Here is a 20,043-nt window from a genome sequence, read left to right on the forward strand (position 1 = left end):
ATGAGATCAATCAATATTGTCTTTATCCTTTTACTTGCCATCGCTGCTTTTTCCGGCTGTGATAAGTTCCTGGAAGTGAAGCCAAAAGGGATCGTAATTCCGGAGAAGCTGAGCGACTACCAACTGATGCTGAATTCCAGGTCAATGACGCTTACTTTTCCGCCTGCATTGTTGTATTGTACAGACGATTATTACGAGGAATTTGATGACCTGAGCACAGTACCGCCAGCCAATGCTTATTACTGGCGCCCTGGCATTGACCAGAATGAAAAAGAGAATCCCGCAGCGTGGGGCGATCTGTATAACACTATTTACAATGCCAATGTAATCATCAATAATGTAATGGCTACCACAGATGGTACACCGGCAGCCCGTGCTTCCACACTGGCGGAAGCGCTGGTGATCCGTGCAGATTGTTACTTCATGTTGCTGACGCTGTTTGCAAAAGCCTATAATCCGGCCACCGCTGCCAATGATCCGGGTTTACCATTGGTAAGAAGCACGAATGTGACCGATAAAACGCCGCCGCGGTCTTCTGTACAAACAACACTGGATACGATCCTTACCAATGTAACGGATGCCATCGCATCGCTGCCGCTCACCAATCTCAACAAGTACCGGCCCACAAAGTACGCTGCGTATAGTTTGCTGTCGAGGATCTATCTCTACATGCAGGATTATGAAAAAACGAAAAAGTATACCGACCTGGCATTAACGGCGCCGCACAGCATGGTTAATTATAATGATTACGAAGATCCTTACTCATTCCCGGAAACGGACCTGAGCCCGGAAGTACTATGGCAACGCGGTTCGTTGGATTATACGATCCCTTCTATGATGGGCATGCAACACGCGCTGAGTGATTTATACGAACCCGGTGATCTCCGGAAACTGTTGCTTACTTATGCGTTTGACGACTTTCCTGATGACTATTACTTTTCCGGCACAAACGGCTATGCCAATTTTGGCACAACGTTCCAGGAAATGTACCTGACAAAAGCAGAAATGCTGGCGCGTGATAATCAAATCGAGGCCGCCATGAACATCGTGAATGAGCTGCGGAAATACCGGTTTAAAACAGACGCTTATACGCCGCTGACTGCTACCGGAAAGGAAGACGCGTTAACGAAAGTGTTGCAGGAACGCAGAAGGGAACTGGCTTTCCGCGGGCAACGCTGGATGGATATGAAACGCCTCGACCGCGAAGGGCGGATGCCATTGGTAGAGCGCAGCGTGCACAGCACCGGCGCTTTGAAAGCCACGCTGGAACCAGGCAGCAAGAAGTATGTTTTCCAGATCCCCGCCCGTGTACAACAATTTAATCCAGACATGCAATTAAATGACCGTTAATCATCTTATATGAAAAATATTATTCCCGCACTGATATCCTGCACACTGCTGTTTACAACCGCTGCTGCGCAGAAAACGACTACTACGCTTTCAGGAAAATTGAGTGGCAACGATATTACCACACCGCTGCACCTGAAAAATATGGCCGGCGCCGACCTGCTGATTCCTGTAAATGGAGACGGCACCTTTCATTCAAAAGTAGCCCTGCCTGCAAAGGGATTTTATTCCCTCACCGGCGTGGGGCAGGTATACCTGGAGCCTGGCTACCAGCTTCAGATGGCACTGGCGCCGGATAGTACCTACCGCTTCAGCGGCAAGGGCAGCTTTGAAAACAATGCCACTGCAGACGCACGGAAAGCATTATCCAAATATGTAGCCACCGACCCCGAACATATGCTTGGGCAGGAAGCTTTGTATACCCCTGTTCCGGAATTTATCGGGAAGATGGATGCTTTCGTGAAAGATGGACAACATTTGTTTGACCAATCCTCCAGCGTATTTTTCCGGGAGATGGCCGGTAAGGATCTGGCCTACTACGGTAAATATGTGTTAGCCCATTACAGCCTGTATTACGGAACAGACCTGAAGAAACAGGAGGCATTTTATAAACTGATGGAAACCGGTAACAGGAAAGATACAGCATACCAGCGGCTCATGCAGGAAGCAGGCCGCGCCATGCATGTGAAAAGGCTTGACAGCACAGAACGTGCGCAGCTGGATAAACTGACAATGAGCGACTGGGATAAGAATGATGCTGCATTGTTTCAACAATCCGCCTGGTACAGACAGGTGCTGGATCAGTATCTTTCTACTATCCAGTACTACAAGTACAGGCATCTATTTGAAGCATCTGTAGAAGATAATAATATACGGACCCTGATGGGATTGTATATTTCAAAGGGTGAAATAAGTGATTCTTTTATGCTCCGGTATTACACTTATACAGGCACCCGGAATGCATTAAAAATGCTGAAGGATAAACCGGTGCGGGATAGTTTGTATAACAGTTACGTGGCTAGTGCAAAGCACCCTGCTTACCTGAAAGAGATCCGGGAAATTTACCGCAATGCCAATACTTACAGCGACAATACGCCTGCTCCCGATTTTTCTTATGAAGATGTTAATGGCAAAAAAGTTTCCCTGAAAGATTTACGCGGTGAGTATGTTTATATAGATGTGTGGGCAACGTGGTGTGGTCCGTGTAAAATGGAAATCCCGCATTTGTCGAAAATAGAAGCGCTGTATGAACACAAAAAGATCCGGTTTGTAAGCCTGTCGGTAGACAAAAGTGCAGACAAACAAAAATGGATAGATTTTGTGCAGAAAGGAAACCTGAAAGGCATACAGCTGCTGGCGGATAAAGATTTTCAATCTGATTTCATCCAGAAATTCAATATCAATGCCATTCCGCGTTTTATACTGATCGGGCCCGATGGGAAGATTGTGAGTGCTGATGCGCTGCGGCCGTCCAATCCTGCGCTACAGGCATTGTTGGATAAATTGCTGGCGGAAGGATAAATGCCGGCAGATAAAATAAACCGGTATCTGCTACTGTATTTTATGAGTAGCAGTTACCGGTTATGATGAAATGAAAATTAAAGCGTTATTTTAAATATCAGCCGGGAGGTGGTGCGGGAAACTGTAAACTGATGGTCCTCAATTACAGGATCAGTTACACTGATATAAAACGGTTTACATTTACTGTCTGATTTTATTTCCTTATTAATATAAGACAGGGTAGCACTTCCTACAGAGGGAATGTTTATTTTATATTTGAATGCGCCCTTTTTTGTATCAGCAATATGAAAAATCAGTGATCCATACATAGGCGCTCCTGATCGTTTTTCTATCACTCCCCGTTCTGAAGGAAGATCTGCCGGCTCCGGGGTAATTGTTATAGTGGCAGTATCAATATTTTTTGACAAAAGAATATTCTCTCCTGTTTGTCCATCTATAAACATTATCCCCACCTGGGTAGGCATGCCTTCGCTCAGTACGTCTTCACAGGGATCGGCGTGTTTTGCTTTCTGACACCCTGGTCCGAAACTTACGGCACCCAGAAATAACAGTGGCAGATAAAATTTCTTTGTAAGAAAATAGGTTAATTGTTTCATTTCTATCTGGAATTTGCTTTGATATAGGGTAATGATGAGCTTAACATGAAAACTTTAATGGCTTGAATTATAAATTCATAGCCGAATTTAAACAAAAATTATTACGGGAGTAAAAAAATGCAGCAGGAGATCACACCATGATCGTTTGCTGCATTTTTGCTAAAAGCTAAATGCGTATCTTCATCAGCCTTTTTTAACGCAATAAAACTTTCAATTCTATGGCACAGAAAAAGATATTATTACTGACAGGAGATTACGCAGAAGATTATGAAACAATGGTTCCGTTCCAGATGCTGCAGATGATTGGTCATGATGTACATGCGGTTTGTCCGGATAAAGCGGCAGGAGATAAAATCAAAACGGCCATCCATGATTTTGAAGGAGACCAGACTTACAGTGAAAAGCCGGGTCATGGGTTTGTGTTGAATGCCACTTTTAACGATGTGGCCGGTGCTGATTACGATGCGCTGGTAATAGCCGGCGGCCGTGCCCCGGAATACCTGCGGCTGAATAAAAATGTGCTGGAGCTGGTGAGGCATTTTTTCCTGGAAGATAAACCGGTGGCGGCTGTTTGTCATGGTATCCAGATCCTGACGGCTGCCGACGTGGTACGTGGAAAGAAACTGACGGCTTACCCGGCAGTAGCGCCGGAAGTAACCGCTTCCGGAGGTACTTATGTATCTGTAAATGTTTACGAGGCGGTGGTAGATGGCAAGCTGGTAACGGCGCCCGCATGGCCGGCTCATCCGCAGTGGATTGCAGCGTTTCTTCAGGTACTGGGAACCAGCATCACCCTGTAACCGATAGGTATGTATAAATAGTTGATTATCAGAAGAGGAAAGAAAGTTTAAATTATCTTTCCACGGATTTTCAAATTAAACGGCCATTGCTTACCTTTGCAGCCAAATTCAGGAGGCTATCCCTGCATTGGTCATTGATAATTCGTAATTCGTAATTGATTTTTATATATGTCCGGACAGCTTAAAGAAGTTCGTAACCGAATCAAATCTATTCAATCTGGTCAGCAGATCACCAAAGCCATGAAAATGGTAAGTGCTGCTAAATTAAGACGTGCACAGGATGCCATCATGCTGATGCGTCCGTATGCCGTAAAGCTCCAGGAAATGTTGCAGAATATTGTTTCCAACAGCGAAGGCAATATCGATACACCACTGGCAGCTCAGCGTCAGGTTGAAAAAGTACTGGTTGTGGTCATCACTTCAGACAGGGGTTTGTGCGGCGCCTTTAACTCCAACCTGATCAAAACAGCTAAACGTGTGATCCGCGAAAAGTATGCTGAACAGTTTGAACAGGGCCAGGTAGAAATCTTACCAATTGGTAAAAAAGGATATGATCACTTTGTACAGAACGGTTACAAAGTAAATGATAAGTTCTGGCAGCTTTTTGGCAGTCTTACTTTTGATCATGTGAAAGAAGCGGCAGCAGTAGCGCTGCAGGGTTTTACCGATGGTACTTACGATGCCGTTGAAATCGTTTACAGCGAATTCAAAAATGCTGCTACGCAGATCTTTGTAGCAGAGCAGTTCCTGCCAATCGCGAAAGTAGAAAATAAGGAAAAGAGTGGTCTGAAAGCGGACTTCATCTTTGAACCTGAAAAAGATACCCTGATTGCTGAACTGATGCCTAAGATCCTGAACACCCAGTTCTTCAAAGCCATCCTGGATTCCCACGCTTCCGAGCATGGCGCCCGTATGACCGCGATGGATAAGGCTACAGAAAACGCCAGCGAATTGCTCCGTTCCCTGAAGATCTCTTACAACCGTGCCCGTCAGGCTGCTATTACCACCGAGCTCACAGAAATCGTGAGTGGTGCGGCTGCATTGGCGAACTAAGGATAGAGGGGTTATTAACACTAAGTCAACAACTGAATTAATATTTTCAGATTAGGGTCAAAGACTGTATTTTCGGTCTTTGACCTTTTTTGTAAATCCACATCTCCTGTTAACGTATGGAAATATCACAGATCATCCCGCACGTGGAAGCATTAATTTTCGCCGCCGACCGGCCGTTACCTTTGCTGGAAATAGTGGATCTGCTCAACAATGCACTGGCTTTTCTGGAAGACCGTACCAACCTGGATCAGGTGGAAGCCGCTATGGAGGCGATCAGGGAGAAATACAACTCTGAATTTTATGCTTTCGAAGTACGTAGCAGCGGGGGAGGCTACCAGTTCCTCACCAAAAAAGAGTATTACCAGACAGTGGCGCAGCTTAACGGGGATAAATTCCTGAAACGCCTTTCCACTGCCGCCCTGGAAACCCTGGCCATCATCGCCTACCGGCAGCCGATTTCCAAAGGCGAAATTGAATATATCCGCGGGGTAAGCACCGATTATTCTATCCAGAAACTCCTGGAAAAGGAACTGATCGTGATTACCGGCCGCAGCGAAGACCAACCCGGTAAACCGCTGCTGTACGCCGTTTCCCGCTCCTTTATGGATTACTTCGGCATCAGCTCCGTAGCTGATTTGCCTAAACTGAAAGAATTATTTGATGAGGAAATGGTGCAACCTACTCTTATCACCGACGATACCGCTACCCTCGGCCGGGGAGAACATAACACCCATACCGCCGAAGCGGAAACAGTCCATTCCCTGATGGTGTCGGAAGACGGAGAACTCCTGGACCCCGATCACCAGCTGGATCACCTGGCGCCCCCCGCCCCGGACGCCGAAGAAGAGCCGCCCGCCTCAGAAGATGAGGAAGTAGAACCTGACGATGAAATTGTTCGTTTTGATGATATTATTGAAGAAGTAAATGAAGAACTCAGCGGCGGAGAAGAAGGTGAAAGCGACACCAGCACCACCGAAGAGGATGGGGAGGAAGAAGACGAAGACCCTTATGCCGTAAAGGATACCGCTACTCATAGCCCCGACGAAGAGAATGAAGATCCTGATGGTATCGTGGAAGATGTCATCTCCGGAGAAGAAGAAAAAGAAGATGATGTGGAAGAGGAGAAAGAAGAAGATACTGAAGAAGATGATGATGAGGACGATGGCGATAAAGATCCGGATGATATGATGGAAGATGCCATTTTAGGCGAGAAGCTGCTGGTGGTCAGCGGACCCGGTGTGGAAGATGAGGAGGAAGAAGAGGAAGAAGAGGAAGACGATGAAGACGACGACGATGATGAAGACGACGATAATGACGAAAAAAACGACAATTCCGGAAAAAAATAAAGAAACAGCGGCTCATCGAAGCCGCTGTTTTATTTAAAAACTCAAAGTAATCAGTATAATCAGCGTAATCCTGAGAAAGACAACCTACGCTACAATCCCGCAATCACCCCCGCAAAAAGTCCGCTCAGCAATTTATCCGCCTTACCCGCTACGGCAATAATTTCTTCTATGGAAACGGCGTGCAGGTTATCCGGGTCGCATTCATCCGTTACCACGGAAACCGCAGCACAAGGCAATTGCAGCTGATTGGCCACAATTACTTCCGGCACGGTGCTCATTCCCACCAGGTCTGCGCCTATCATGCGGAGGAAGCGGTATTCCGCCCGTGTTTCAAGATTGGGACCCATAACGGATACGTATATACCCTTTTTTAACGTGGTGCCCAGTGAGGCGGCAGCCGCCTGTAATTTGTTGCCCAGTTCCGGGTGGTACGGGCAGCTCATATCCGGGAAGCGTGGACCGTATGCCGGTGAGTTGAGCCCCCGCAGCGGGTTTTCTGGTTGCATATTGATATGATCATCCAGCAATACGAGGTCGCCTTTCTTAAAATCCGGATTCATGCCACCGGCGGCATTGCTGAGCAGCAGCTGCTGGATGCCCAGCGCTTTCATCACCCTGATGGGGAACGTGATCTGTTGCATCGTATAGCCTTCATAGTAATGAAAGCGGCCCTGCATGGCGATCACCGGTGTATCGCCGATATGCCCGAGGATCAGGTGGCCTTTATGTGATTCTACGGTAGATTCAGGGAAATGAGGGATTTGCTGGTAGGGAATGGAATGGGCTATTTTAATATGATTTACCAGTTCCCCGAGGCCTGTGCCCAATACTACGCCTACACGCGGCTGTTCAAAGGAAAAGGATTGCAGATAGGTGGTAGCCGCAGCTATTTGTTGCAGTAACAGGTCCATACGTTTGTTGAATTTGCTGCAAATTAATTCCCTTTGCGCGCAATCACGTAAAACAGTGGTGGAAAATATCTTTTAATCCATAGCAGGAGCTTTTCTTCCCGGGCGATGAGCACTATTTTTTTTCGTTTATGCATGGCCCTGAGGATCTGCTGCGCGCAGCGGTCAACCGGTATGCCATTCGCCTGGCCGGGGTCCATTTTCCCGTAAGGCTCGCCGTTGGCAGTGATGGCGGAATAGGTAATGGGCGTGTGTATGCGGCCCGGGCAAACAATGGTGGTATATAACCGGGGGATGGGTTGTTCGGTTTGCAGTGTTTCGAAGTATCCCTGCAGGGCGTGTTTGGCGGCGTTATAGCCGGAGCGCCAGGGATAGCCCATAAGGCCGGCCATGCTGCTGATCACCACGATCTGGCCGCTGCCCTGTTCTTTGAAATGTGGCAGCAGGGCTTTGGTGAGCATCACCGCGCCAAAGAAATTCACTTCCATCAGTTGGCGGATAGCCGCTATGGAGGTATCTATCAGTTTGGACCGTTGCGTAACGCCGGCATTATTCACAAGGATATCTATCTTCCCAAAAAACTGAAGGGCGCGTTGGGCGCCTTCATTTACCTGGACTTCATCGGTTACGTCCATCAGCAATATTTCGCAATGGGGTGTGTACAGCAGGCATTGGTTGCGTACTGCTTCCAGGGCGGGCTGATTCCTTGCTGCGAGTATCAGCCGGGCTTTTTCCTTTGCCAGCAAAAGCGCCAGCTCGTGGCCTATACCCGAGCTGGCGCCTGTAATTAATATTACTTTATCCGTAAAGTACATTCAACGGTGTATTTACTTTAAAGGCACCAGTTTGATGTTTTTCCATCTTACCTTGATACCGCCGCCGGAATGAATTTGGAGGGCTATCTGGCCATTGGCCGCGCCAATCTTGTCATCTTTCAGGGTGATCATTTCATGACCATTGAGCCAGGTGGTTACATTATCGCCCTGCACCTTTACTTTCATGGTATTCCATTCGCCCATTTTCAGGAACTTTTCTTTCTCTTTATCGGGCTGAATGAGCCATCCACGGCCATAAGATTCGTAGATACCGCCGGTATGCATATCTGGCGGCGCTACTTCTGCCTGCCAGCCGGTGATTTTGGTGCCATCTAATGAAGAGTGGAAGAACACGCCGCTGTTGCCATTGGCTTCCTGTTTGAATTGTACGGTCAGCTCAAAGTCCTTGTACTGCCCATCGGTGGCCAGGTAGCCGTATTCTTTATCCGGGCCGCTTTCGCAGATCAGTTCTCCGTTTTCCACGTACCACTTCTCTGTACCATATACTTTCCAGCCATCGAGGTTTTTACCATTGAATAAAGACTGTGCTTTTTGTGCGAATGCACTGCCGGAGCCCAATAACAGGGCGGTTCCCAGTAAACAATTGAAAAAGGTTTTTTTCATAACACTGCTAAGATTTAGTGATTTTCAGGTGAATGAAGATCAGTCATTGATCTATAAAAAAAGTCCCCCGGTAAAACCGGAGGACTCCAATATAAGTTCAAATTCCTGAATTATTAAATCAGAAAACTATCTTGCTATATTCACTGCTCTTTTTTCACGGATTACCGTTACTTTAATCTGGCCGGGATATTGCATTTCTGTTTGTATTTTATTGGCAATTTCAAAGGATAAGCGATCTGCGTCTCCATCGGAAACTTTATCACTTTCTACGATGATACGCAGTTCCCTGCCAGCCTGGATAGCATAGGCTTTTTCCACACCATCGTGGGCAAGCGCCAGGTTTTCCAGGTCTTTAATACGTTGCAGGTAGCTCTGCATGATTTCGCGGCGTGCGCCGGGGCGTGCACCACTGATAGCATCACAGGCCTGAACGATGGGAGAAATAACATATTGCATTTCCATTTCATCGTGGTGGGCGCCGATAGCATTTACCACGGCGGCATGTTCGCCGTATTTTTCAGCGAGCTTGGCGCCGAGCAGGGCGTGGCTCAGTTCAGTTTCTTCATCCGGTACTTTACCGATATCGTGCAGTAAGCCGGCGCGTTTGGCCAGTTTAGGGTTCAGTCCCAGTTCAGCTGCCATTACCGCACAAAGGTTAGCGGTTTCTTTGGAGTGCATCAGCAGGTTCTGGCCGTAGGAAGAGCGGAAACGCATCTTACCTACCAGGCGTACCAGTTCTTTATGGAGGCCGTGGATACCCAGTTCAATAACGGTTCTTTCACCGATATCCATTACCTGTTCTTCCAGTTGTTTCTTGGTTTTTTCTACTACTTCCTCGATACGTGCAGGGTGGATACGTCCGTCCTGAACAAGGCGTTGCAGGGATAAACGGGCAATTTCACGGCGTAACGGGTCGAAGGAAGATAATACGATGGCTTCAGGGGTATCGTCTACAATCAGGTCCACACCGGTCGCCGCTTCAATGGCGCGGATGTTACGACCTTCACGGCCAATGATCTGGCCTTTGATTTCATCGCTTTCCAGGGTAAATACCGTGATGGTATTTTCAATGGTTTGCTCTGCGGCAGTACGTTGAATGGATTGGATAATGATTTTCTTTGCTTCCTTGTTCGCTTTTAATTTAGCGTCTTCAATGATTTCCTGGATATGAGAGAGGGCCTGTGAGCGGGCTTCTTCTTTCAAACTCTCTACCAACTGGTGTTTCGCTTCGTCTGCGGTTAAGCCAGCCACTTTTTCGAGGCGGCGGATGTGCTCTTCCTGGTGTTTTTCCAGTTCGGTACGTTTGATGGTTACCAGTTCCATCTGGCGGTTCAGGGTTTCCTTGATCGCCTCATTTTCATTTAATTGCTTCTGGATTTGCTCGTTTTTCAGGTTTAATGCCTGTTCCTTCTGTTTGATGCGGTTTTCCGATTCTCCCAGTTTCTGGTTGCGCTGCAATACGTCTTTTTCGTATTCGCTTTTTAGTTGCAGGTATTTTTCTTTGGCTTCCAGCAGTCTGTCTTTTTTAAGATTTTCTGCACTGATCTGCGCATCTGCAATGATTTTTTTAGCCTGTAGTTCAGCTTCGTCTATCTTATGCTGCGTATTTTTGGCAAAAATCACCTTACCTAGCACAATCCCAATGATCAATGCCACTACTGCAGCTATTGTCGTGATAAGTGTAACATCCATATGAATTATTTATACTTGATTTATGTAGTATCCTCATACCCATATCGCTGCTAAAACACGACAGGGGCGAGAACTGACCCGCGAAAATACAAAAAAATAGCAGTTAAAGCGTGTTTGATACGTGATAATTAGCCAATTAGCTAATTCATTGTTAAGCAATGGGTAACGTGATCAACCCAATGCCTGGTTGATAATTTCCTCCAGCTTTTCCAGCTTCTCCTGCAAAAAAGGCGCAGTACTAGCCTGGGCTTTACCGCCGCTGGTTACAGGATGCGTGGCGTACATGATAAGGGCCATAGCGATATAGTCCTGCAGGTCTTTCCCTGCATAGGCAGTTTTAAAATCGACGATCTTCTCATTCACTTCTTTCATAATACGACGTACTTCCGCTTCTTCTTCCGGTTTTATCTTGATCCGGTAAGAGCGGTCTGCTACGATAATATTAACAGGAATGAGTTGCTCCATGATGTATGATTTTTAATTCAGCTGTTCAGCAAAGCGATACAACGGTCAATTTCTTTAATGTAATCATTGATTTTGCCCCGGATCTCTTTTTTGAACGCTTCGTCTTCTGCTGCTATGGTGGTACCTCCCTGGGCGGTAGATGCAATTTTCATCAGTTGCAGTCTTTCCTCCAGTCCCTGTACCGCCTGTTGCTGCTGTTGCAGCTCCCGTTGCTGTATGCTCACTTCTTCTTTCAGCAATGCATTCTCAGCCTGCACCTGCTGGAGCTTTTTTACCAGCAGGTGCAATTTTTCTTCTACACGTTGAATGTATTGCTCGAGCACCATTTCATTTACTTATTTTCTTATCTCCGCCTGTAACTGCGTTTCAAACGTTTTGATAAGTTTGTCCATTACACTGTCAATTTCTTTATCTGTCAGTGTTTTCTGAGCGTCCAGGAAGGTAAAGCTCACGGCGTAAGACTTCTTATCAGTACCCAGTTTTTCGCTCTCAAATACATCGAACAGATTTACCTGTTGTAACAGGCCCGATTTCACGCTGCGTGCGGCTGTTTCCACGGCGGCAAACTTAACCTGTTTGTCGAGCACCAGTGCCAGATCCCTTCTAACGGCCTGGAATTTCGGAATTTCCTTGTAAAAGTTATCACTTTTTTGCAAGAGTCCCAGTATTTTATCCCAGTTGAAGGTAGCAAACCATACAGGCTGACGGATATCAAACTGCTTCAGTTTAGCTGTGGGAACGCCTCCCAGTGTCACCACCACCTGGTTTTTTACCTTGATATCCCAGGATGGCTGCAGGCCCGCTTCGGTGCTTTCCACCCAGGTGAACTGCTTATAACCCAGTTGCTGCAGGATATTGATCACAAAACCCTTCAGGAAGTAAAAGTCTACCGGGCTGGATTTGTGCATCCAGGTTTCCGCTGTTTTTTTACCGGTGAGATATAATACCAGGTGATTATTTTCGCCATAGCCTTTTTCCAGCACCTGGTAGGTTTTACCAAATTCGAAGAACAGGAGGTCTTCGTTTTTGCGGTTCAGGTTATGAGCAATGCTTTCCAGGCCGGTTTCCAGCATGGACGGGCGCATGATGTCCAGTTCCACGGTAAGACTGTTCATCATCTTCACCGCATGCTCCAGTACTTCCGGCGTATAGTATTTACTGTTAGTGATGGAGTTCGTGAATATTTCGTTGAACCCGTTGCCGGCGAGATAGTCTGCAATCTTCTCCTTAACCCTTTCAGCGTCCGGTTGGGCGGAGAGCGCAGGCGAAATCGCTATTTTAGCCGGTATTTCTATATTATCGAGGCCATCGATGCGCATTACCTCTTCCACCAGGTCGGCCGGCAGGCTGATATCCGGTTTGCTAAAGGGCACGGCTACCCGGAGGCCTTCGGTGGTTTCCGACAGGATATCGAAGCCCAGGCTGCGCAGGATGTTTTTGATCTTATCGCCGGGATAGTTGCCGCCGCTGAGTTTACGGATATAGCTATACGTAGTTTCCACCTGCGTTTTTACTTTTACAGCCGGATATACATCGATGATCTCAGAAGCTGCTTTTCCGCCGCTGAGCTCACAGATCAGGTCTGCGGCGCGTTGCAGGGCGAACACAACGTTAGAGATATCCACTCCTTTTTCAAAACGGGTGGCCGCATCGGTGCGTAACCCATGACGGAACGACGTGGTACGGATGCCACCGGCGCTGAAAAAGGCGCTTTCCAGGAAAATGTTGTGGGTGGTATCGGTTACGCCGGAGTGCAATCCGCCGAATACGCCTGCTATGCACATGCCTTCGCCGGCGCCGTTGCAGATCATCAGGTCGGTGGCATCCAGTTTTCTTTCCTTCTCATCCAATGTAACAAAGGGCGTTCCCTGCGGGAGGTTCTTCACCACGATGGCATTGCCTTTTACCGCTGCCGCATCAAATGCGTGCAGTGGCTGACCGGTTTCATGCAGGATGAAATTGGTGATATCCACAATGTTATTGATAGGACGAACGCCAATGGCGGTGAGCCTGGCTTTCAGCCATTCGGGGGATGGCGCCACCTGTACGCCGGTGATTGAAATACCGCTGTACCGGGGGCAGGCATCTGTATTTTCGATGGTAACGCTGATGGCTAAAGGAGCATCTGCTTTGGGCAGGGCCTTTATTTCAGGCAGCTGTACCTGGTATTTATGCGTATGTTCTAAATTATTAAGGAATGCGCAAACATCTTTGGCCACACCAATATGGCTCATGGCGTCCATGCGGTTGGGGGTAAGACCTATTTCGAAGATGCAATCCTGTGCGGGTTTAAAGACTTTACTGGCAGGAGTGCCTGGCTGCAGGGAGGCGTCCAGCACCAGGATGCCGTCGTGACTGCTACCCAGCCCGATTTCGTCTTCCGCGCAAATCATTCCCTGGCTTTCTTCTCCACGGATCTTTGCTTTTTTCATGGTCAGCGGTTCGCCGCTCAGCGGGTAAATGGTGGTGCCGATGGGCGCCACTACTACTTTTTGTCCGGGCGCCACGTTGGGAGCGCCGCAAACGATGTGCAGGGGCTCGCCGTTGCCAATGTTAACGGTGGTGAGTTTCAGCTTGTCTGCGTTGGGGTGTTTTTCTGCCGTCAGTACTTCTCCGATTACTAATCCAGCCAGACTTCCCTTTACTGCTTCAAATTTCTCCAGGCTTTCTACCTCCAGGCCTATTCTGGTTAAAATGGTAGACAGTTCCTCCGGTGTAGGCTTCACCGGTAAATAATCACATAGCCAGTTGTATGAAATCGTCATTTATCTGCTCGGTTTATATAAGTGGCGTAAAGTTAACAACTAGAATTGATTTTCGGGCTTTGCGGCTTATCTGCTTTGATTCTTTGAAATTAAAAATAGCCCAAAACCGCTACAGTGCTGTATTTTTGCAGGATGTGGAAAATCTTTTTACACAATGTGTGTGAATAATCGGACCTTTGCCAGGGAATTTCCTGTGTTTTGGTGGATAACCATGGCGCTGTCAGTGGATAACTGACATTTTGCTTGTGGATAACCTGTGTATGAGGCTTAATAAATTTAATAACTAAGGAGAGGGTATTAATCGGAAAAATGCCTTTACCTTAGTTTGTACGGCTTGAAAAAGTTTACAATTTCTTAACGTAGCTATGACCCCTATAGAATGCGGGAAAATGCAGATATCGATTGTAAAAACAACAGGAAAGGCCCATTGACAGTAACCTTTTATTAACTTTTTTTAATACACTAACCATAAATGGATCTCAATCTTAAGAAGGACCGCAATGTGCGCAGAAAACCGTCCATTGATGTGTCATCCTTGGTGTATGGCAAGATACCACCACAGGCTAAAGAATTGGAAGAAGCTGTTTTGGGAGCCGTAATGCTGGAAAAAGGTGCATTTGACACCGTTATCGAGATATTGAAAGGGGAGTGTTTCTATGTAGAAGCTCACCAGATTATTTTTAGTGCCATGACCCGCCTGGCGGGTAAGTCGATGCCGGTGGATATCCTCACCGTAACAGAAGAGCTGAAATCGATGGGCTCACTGGAACAAATCGGCGGACCATTTACCGTGATGAAGCTCACCAACATGGTGGTGTCTTCTGCAAATATCGAAGCGCATGCCCGCATCATCCTCCAGAAATTTATCCAGCGGGAGCTGATCCGCATTTCGGGGGAAATCCTCACAGAGTCTTATGAAGACACTGCGGATGTGTTTGACCTGCTCGACAGCGCCGAATCAAAGCTATTTGAAGTAACAAATAATCACCTCCGTAAAAACTACGATTCCATCGACCGCGTACTGGTGAACACCATGAAACGCATCGAGGACCTGCGGAATAAAGGAGATGATATTACCGGGGTACCGTCAGGGTTCCCTTCACTGGACAAAGTAACCTATGGCTGGCAGTCCACGGATCTGATCATCATCGCTGCCCGTCCATCTGTGGGTAAAACCGCCTTTGCGCTGAACCTCGCGCGTAACGCGGCCCTCCACCCCCGCTTCCCGAAAGGAGCAGCAGTATTTTCTTTGGAAATGTCGTCCGGCCAGATTGTACAACGTATCCTCTCGGCCGAGTCAGAAATAAAGCTGGAAAAAATTTCCCGCGGTAAGCTGGAAGAATATGAAATGAAGAAGCTGATGACCCATGGTATCGAACGCCTGGCAAAAGCTCCCATCTTCATTGATGATACCCCGGCCCTCAACATCTTTGAACTGCGCGCCAAATGCCGCAGGCTGGTACATAACCACGGCGTAGGCGTTATCATCATCGACTACCTCCAGCTCATGAGCGGCAGCAGCGATGGTAAAGGTTCCAACCGTGAGCAGGAAATCAGTAAAATTTCCCGCGACCTGAAAGGACTGGCAAAAGAGCTACAGGTACCGGTAATCGCCCTCTCGCAGTTGAGCCGTGATGTGGAAAAACGTAAAGACGGTAACAAGATGCCGCAGCTGAGTGATCTCCGTGAATCCGGAGCCATCGAGCAGGATGCGGACATGGTAATGTTCCTGTACCGTCCTGAATATTATGAAATCAACACCAATGAAATGGGCGAATCCAATAAAGGTGAAACCCACGTTCGTATAGCCAAGCACCGTAATGGTCAGCTGGATACCATCAAATTGAGAGCCGTACTGGAATATCAGCGCTTTGAAGATGATGGCAGCCTGGAGAACCCCGGTGGCGGCAATCCCTACGCAGGCATGAACCGTCCGCAACAAGGTGGCGGCGGCAACGATGAAGCGAAGCTGTACATACAGAAGGGGTCCAAAATGAACGACATGAACTTCGATGAAGGATTTGAAGATGCACCATTTTAGCGCATAAAAAGATATTGCTAAAAGCCGGCATCGAAATGATCGCCGGCTTTTTTTATACGCGGAGGTTGTCTTACTCAGGATTACGCTGATTATACTGATTACCTGGATTTTATTTTTTGGGATTTTTTAAGGATTTGGGTAGATACAAGCGATATATTCCGCTTACATCTACCCAAATCCTTAAAAAATCCCAAAAAATAAAATCCAGGTAATCAGTATAATCAGCGTAATCCTGGTAAAGACAAAATCCGCATAACAGAACAATCAATGAAACAACTGTATTTAAAGTACAAAGGTCATTACAAAGACAATTTCAGTTTAGCTTACCCCGTAGTTATTTCCCAGCTGGGGCACACGTTAGTAGCATTATCAGATAGTATTATCATTGGTCATACCGGGAAGGTGCCGCTGGCAGCAGTATCCCTGGGCAATGGTTTGTTTTCCGTATTTATGGTGGCCGGTATTGGTATGTCGTACGGACTAACCCCGTTGATTGCACAGGAAAACGGGCGTGGCAACAAAGGCGCCATCGGGCATTTACTGAGTCATAGTCTTATTATCAATATGGTGGTGGGTGTGTTGCTGTCTGCCGTTATTTATTTTGGCAGCGCCCATTTATCTTTCCTGCACCAGGAAGGGGATGTGGCAGATCAGGCCCGGCCCTTTCTGCGTTTCCTGGGATTTTCCTTTATTCCGCTGATGCTGTTCCTTTCCTTCAAGCAGTTTGCCGAAGGGCTTGGGTTTACCCGCCAGGCTATGAATATCAGTATCATCGGGAATGTGCTGAATATCCTGATAGGGATTACGTTGGTGTACGGCCTGTTCGGATTGCCCAGGATGGGTGTGATCGGCGTGGGGATAGCCACTTTTACCGACCGCCTTATTATGGGAATTACGATGGCGTTTTATGTGCTGCGTGCGCCCCGCTTCAAACCATACCTGCAATCGTTCGGGTTTAAGAACCTGAAGGCAGCCGCCATTAAAAAGATCCTGGGCATCGGTACGCCGGTGGCGCTGCAATACCTGTTTGAAGTAAGCGCCTTCAGTGGCGCGGCTGTGATGGTAGGCTGGATGGGAGCGGCAGAACTGGCGGCGCACCAGATAGCGTTGAGTCTTGCTGCCATGACCTACATGATGGCCAGCGGTATCTCTGCGGCAGCGGGTATCAAAAGCGGGAATAATTTTGGGAAGAAAGATTTCGGGGCGCTGCGTTTATCCGCCATCGCCAGTTATCATATGGTGCTGCTGCTGATGGGAGCCGCTGCCCTGTTGTTTACGCTGGGTAATCAGCTGTTGCCGTCATTTTATATCCAGGACCCGCAGGTAATCCAGATAGCTTCCCACCTGCTGATCATTGCGGCTTTCTTCCAGTTGTTTGATGGTATGCAGGTGGTGGGACTTGGTATTTTGCGCGGCCTCGGCGACGTGCGTATTCCTACCGTGATAACATTGCTGGCTTACTGGGTGCTGGGGATTCCTTTGGGTTACCTGTTGGGTATCAAATTGGATTATGGCGTGGAAGGCGTGTGGTGGGCGTTGCTGCTGGGCTTACTAGTGGCTTCTGTGCTGTTGTTTGTGCGTTTCCAGGTTAAAACCAGGAAACTACGGATATCATCTGCCGGATAAAACCCATATCATCTCCGTATACTATCTTCGCACATCAGGATAATCAAAAATATATGTCAGTTTTTTACGCGCCGGAAATACAGCAGGATGCCGCAGTGTATACCATGAATGAGGATACTTCCAAATATTGTATCCAGGTGCTTCGGCATGAAAAGGGCGATGAGGTGTTGCTGGCAGATGGACGCGGGCACAAAATTACCGCGGTGATCACCGATGATAACCGCAAGAAATGTGTAGTAAAGATTGTTTCTTCTGAAACGATGCCGGCGCCTGCGCGGGCATTGCGGATCGCTATCTCCTTTACAAAAAATGCCTCCCGGATAGAATGGTTCCTGGAAAAAGCCACAGAGATAGGCATTCAAACGATTATCCCGCTGGTAAGCCAGCGTACGGAGAAAGAAAAGATGAAGGCGGAGAGATTGCAGAATATCCTGGTGTCGGCTATGCTGCAATCGCAGCAGTTTTACTTACCGGAATTGCAGGAACCACAGGCTTTTGAAAAGCTGGTGAAAAATAATAAAGATCCGCAGCGGCTGATTGCGCATTGTTTGCCGGAGCAGAAAACCCCGTTGCAGCAAGTGATGCAGCCTGCAAAGGATACCATTATACTGATAGGCCCTGAAGGTGATTTTACACCGGAAGAAATAAAGCTGGCGCTGGACGAAGGCTATATACCCGTATCGCTGGGAGATACCCGCCTGCGTACGGAAACGGCCGGTATGGTGGCGGTAACACTAATGAATGCCAGTTGGGCGTAAGCCCGCACAGATCTTTTTCACGATCGTTGGGCCCTCATAAATGAACCCGGTATACACCTGCACCAGCGATGCGCCGGCATCCAGTTTTTCCTGCGCATCTTCCGCGGTGAAAATACCGCCCACAGCGATAATGGGAATCCTGCCCTGGCTATGCGTGTGGATATAGCGGATTACTTCTGTGGCTTTCTTTTTTACAGGTAAACCGCTGAGTCCACCGGCGCCGATATCATTTACTTCCGCTGCCGGTGTTTTTAATCCTGCCCGGCTGATAGTAGTATTGGTGGCTACAATGCCGGCGAGTTTTGTTTCTTTTATTATTTCAATAATGTCATCCAGTTGCTCGGTAGTGAGGTCGGGTGCTATCTTAAGTAAGATAGGTTTCGGTTTTACTTTCTGTGCATTCAATACCTGCAGGTGATGCAGCAGTTGTTTCAACGGCTCTTTCTCCTGCAAGGCACGGAGGTTTGGTGTGTTGGGAGAGCTTACATTTACCACGAAATAGTCTACCACATCATACAGCGCATGAAAACACTTTTCATAATCGCTGACAGCTTCTTCATTCGGGGTCACTTTATTTTTCCCGATGTTCCCACCTACTATAATATTGGATCTTTTGCGTTGCAGTCTTTTTGCGGCAGCCACAGCTCCTTCGTTATTAAAGCCCATGCGGTTAATGAGGGCTTTATCTTCCGGCAGGCGGAATAACCGCGGGAGTTCATTACCCGGCTGTGGGAGCGGCGTTACGGTACCTATCTCCACAAAACCAAAACCCAGGCAGGCCAATTCATCAATGTACTTTGCATCTTTATCGAAACCTGCCGCTAAGCCCACGGGATTAGAAAAGGTAAGTCCGAATATTTCGCGTTCCAGGCCCGGGGTTTTTACTCCGCAAAAGGCGTTCAGGATATTCTTGCCAAGTGGCAGCGAATAAATTGTTTTCATACCACGCATAACGCTGTGGTGAATACTTTCCGGCGGATAGCGGAAAAGGAAATTTTTAATCAGATTGTACATTGCGGGAACAAAGATAAGCATTACGCGATTGGGAGCAAGACAGGGGGCGAATTTTGTGTAGTTTGGGGTAAGACAAAATTCGCGTAAGTGAAAATCCTTCCTATATTTGCCCTTCATCATGCTGGAGCTCCAAACATTTGAAGCATTATTTAAGGAAAACCATGCTCATTGCCTGGCCTTTGCCACTCACTATACCGGGGATACCCATGTAGCGGAGGAAATAGTACAACAGGTATTCCTGCGGTTGTGGGAAAAAAGGGACACTATCACTATTACAGGCCCGGTAAAAGCATATTTGTTTTCTGCCATCCGTAATACCGCCATCAGCCAGTGGCGAAAGGATGTTGTGCGCTCGGAAAAGGAGAATGGGTATGGGAAAATAACAGAAACAACGGTTGGCGCGGGGGAAGAAGTGAAGGAGCTGGAGCGGTTGTACCGGGTGGCCTTGGAAAAGTTGCCGGAGCGCTGCCGCGAAGTGTTTATCCTCAGCCGCCAGCAGCATATGAAATATGCAGAAATAGCGGAAGCGATGAATATTTCCGTAAAAACGGTGGAAAATCAGATGGGCAAGGCCCTGAAGATCCTCCACCAGGAGTTGAAGGAGTACCTGCCGTTACTGACAGGATTCCTGTTCTAAAAATATTTCCGGGCGCATAGGGGCATCTGTATTTC

At 47.5% G+C, this 20,043-nt stretch carries 18 protein-coding genes; 9 read left to right on the top strand and 9 right to left on the bottom strand.

Annotated features, from left to right (window positions below):
• Together ACLHR0_RS27705 and ACLHR0_RS27710 are read left to right on the top strand one after the other, a co-directional pair.
• Positions 1–1,350: a RagB/SusD family nutrient uptake outer membrane protein gene (locus ACLHR0_RS27705; RefSeq protein ID WP_436491010.1), complete on the top strand. Its 1,350-nt coding sequence runs from the start codon at positions 1–3 to the stop codon at positions 1,348–1,350.
• A 9-nt stretch (positions 1,351–1,359) separates the two neighbouring features.
• Positions 1,360–2,868, top strand: a complete 1,509-nt coding sequence (locus ACLHR0_RS27710) for a TlpA family protein disulfide reductase (RefSeq protein WP_436491012.1) — start codon at positions 1,360–1,362, stop codon at positions 2,866–2,868.
• Between the two features lie 77 nt (positions 2,869–2,945).
• Here ACLHR0_RS27710 and ACLHR0_RS27715 read toward each other — a convergent pair whose 3' ends face one another.
• A complete protein-coding gene (locus ACLHR0_RS27715) occupies positions 2,946–3,464 on the bottom strand; it encodes a hypothetical protein (RefSeq protein WP_436491014.1) in 519 nt (172 codons plus the stop codon).
• Positions 3,465–3,682: 218 nt separating this feature from the next.
• On the opposite strand from ACLHR0_RS27715, the gene ACLHR0_RS27720 reads away from it, so the two are divergent.
• From ACLHR0_RS27720 to scpB, 3 genes are all read left to right on the top strand, one after another.
• Positions 3,683–4,264, top strand: a complete 582-nt coding sequence (locus ACLHR0_RS27720) for a DJ-1/PfpI family protein (protein ID WP_079469564.1) — start codon at positions 3,683–3,685, stop codon at positions 4,262–4,264.
• Between the two features lie 168 nt (positions 4,265–4,432).
• Entirely contained in the window at positions 4,433–5,317 is an 885-nt protein-coding gene (atpG, locus tag ACLHR0_RS27725; RefSeq protein WP_429044454.1) for an ATP synthase F1 subunit gamma, read from the top strand.
• Between the two features lie 116 nt (positions 5,318–5,433).
• Complete coding sequence (gene scpB / locus ACLHR0_RS27730) at positions 5,434–6,663, top strand: SMC-Scp complex subunit ScpB (protein WP_436491015.1); 1,230 nt, start codon at positions 5,434–5,436, stop codon at positions 6,661–6,663.
• A gap of 89 nt (positions 6,664–6,752) precedes the next feature.
• Here scpB and ACLHR0_RS27735 read toward each other — a convergent pair whose 3' ends face one another.
• The 7 genes from ACLHR0_RS27735 to pheT form a co-directional block, all read right to left on the bottom strand.
• Positions 6,753–7,574, bottom strand: coding sequence for a purine-nucleoside phosphorylase (locus ACLHR0_RS27735; protein WP_436491016.1), 822 nt, complete (start codon positions 7,572–7,574; stop codon positions 6,753–6,755).
• Positions 7,575–7,597: 23 nt separating this feature from the next.
• Positions 7,598–8,386, bottom strand: a complete 789-nt coding sequence (locus ACLHR0_RS27740) for an SDR family oxidoreductase (RefSeq protein ID WP_436491018.1) — start codon at positions 8,384–8,386, stop codon at positions 7,598–7,600.
• Positions 8,387–8,398: 12 nt separating this feature from the next.
• Positions 8,399–9,010, bottom strand: a complete 612-nt coding sequence (locus ACLHR0_RS27745) for a 3-keto-disaccharide hydrolase (protein WP_429044463.1) — start codon at positions 9,008–9,010, stop codon at positions 8,399–8,401.
• A gap of 126 nt (positions 9,011–9,136) precedes the next feature.
• Positions 9,137–10,702: a ribonuclease Y gene (gene rny, locus ACLHR0_RS27750; protein ID WP_370910991.1), complete on the bottom strand. Its 1,566-nt coding sequence runs from the start codon at positions 10,700–10,702 to the stop codon at positions 9,137–9,139.
• Between the two features lie 171 nt (positions 10,703–10,873).
• The gene (locus ACLHR0_RS27755) at positions 10,874–11,167 is read right to left on the bottom strand and encodes a cell division protein ZapA (RefSeq protein ID WP_142683921.1); all 294 of its coding nucleotides are present in this window, start codon (positions 11,165–11,167) and stop codon (positions 10,874–10,876) included.
• 17 nt (positions 11,168–11,184) lie between these two features.
• Positions 11,185–11,493 (bottom strand): hypothetical protein, encoded by a 309-nt coding sequence (locus ACLHR0_RS27760; RefSeq protein WP_079469556.1) that lies wholly within the window; start codon positions 11,491–11,493, stop codon positions 11,185–11,187.
• 9 nt (positions 11,494–11,502) lie between these two features.
• Positions 11,503–13,932 carry a phenylalanine--tRNA ligase subunit beta gene (gene pheT, locus ACLHR0_RS27765; protein WP_436491021.1) on the bottom strand — a complete coding sequence of 810 codons (2,430 nt, stop codon included), beginning with the start codon at positions 13,930–13,932 and terminating at the stop codon, positions 11,503–11,505.
• A gap of 472 nt (positions 13,933–14,404) precedes the next feature.
• Here pheT and dnaB point away from each other — a divergent pair, with 472 nt between their 5' ends.
• From dnaB to ACLHR0_RS27780, 3 genes are all read left to right on the top strand, one after another.
• Positions 14,405–15,973 carry a replicative DNA helicase gene (gene dnaB / locus ACLHR0_RS27770; protein WP_429044472.1) on the top strand — a complete coding sequence of 523 codons (1,569 nt, stop codon included), beginning with the start codon at positions 14,405–14,407 and terminating at the stop codon, positions 15,971–15,973.
• A gap of 267 nt (positions 15,974–16,240) precedes the next feature.
• On the top strand, positions 16,241–17,599 hold the full coding sequence (locus ACLHR0_RS27775) for an MATE family efflux transporter (RefSeq protein WP_436491023.1): 1,359 nt from the start codon (positions 16,241–16,243) through the stop codon (positions 17,597–17,599).
• A gap of 53 nt (positions 17,600–17,652) precedes the next feature.
• Positions 17,653–18,357, top strand: a complete 705-nt coding sequence (locus ACLHR0_RS27780) for a 16S rRNA (uracil(1498)-N(3))-methyltransferase (protein ID WP_436491024.1) — start codon at positions 17,653–17,655, stop codon at positions 18,355–18,357.
• On the opposite strand, the gene ACLHR0_RS27785 is transcribed toward ACLHR0_RS27780, so the two are convergent.
• The gene (locus tag ACLHR0_RS27785; RefSeq protein WP_436491025.1) at positions 18,334–19,392 is read right to left on the bottom strand and encodes a quinone-dependent dihydroorotate dehydrogenase; all 1,059 of its coding nucleotides are present in this window, start codon (positions 19,390–19,392) and stop codon (positions 18,334–18,336) included. The two genes, ACLHR0_RS27780 and ACLHR0_RS27785, sit on opposite strands and share 24 nt — an antisense overlap.
• A gap of 85 nt (positions 19,393–19,477) precedes the next feature.
• Between ACLHR0_RS27785 and ACLHR0_RS27790 the strand changes: the two genes are divergently transcribed.
• Positions 19,478–20,008, top strand: coding sequence for an RNA polymerase sigma-70 factor (locus ACLHR0_RS27790; protein WP_370910985.1), 531 nt, complete (start codon positions 19,478–19,480; stop codon positions 20,006–20,008).
• The last annotated feature ends 35 nt before the right edge of the window (positions 20,009–20,043 follow it).

The organism is Chitinophaga sp. ARDCPP14 (assembly GCF_051362515.1).
In the GTDB taxonomy this organism is placed as follows: Bacteria; Bacteroidota; Bacteroidia; order Chitinophagales; family Chitinophagaceae; genus Chitinophaga.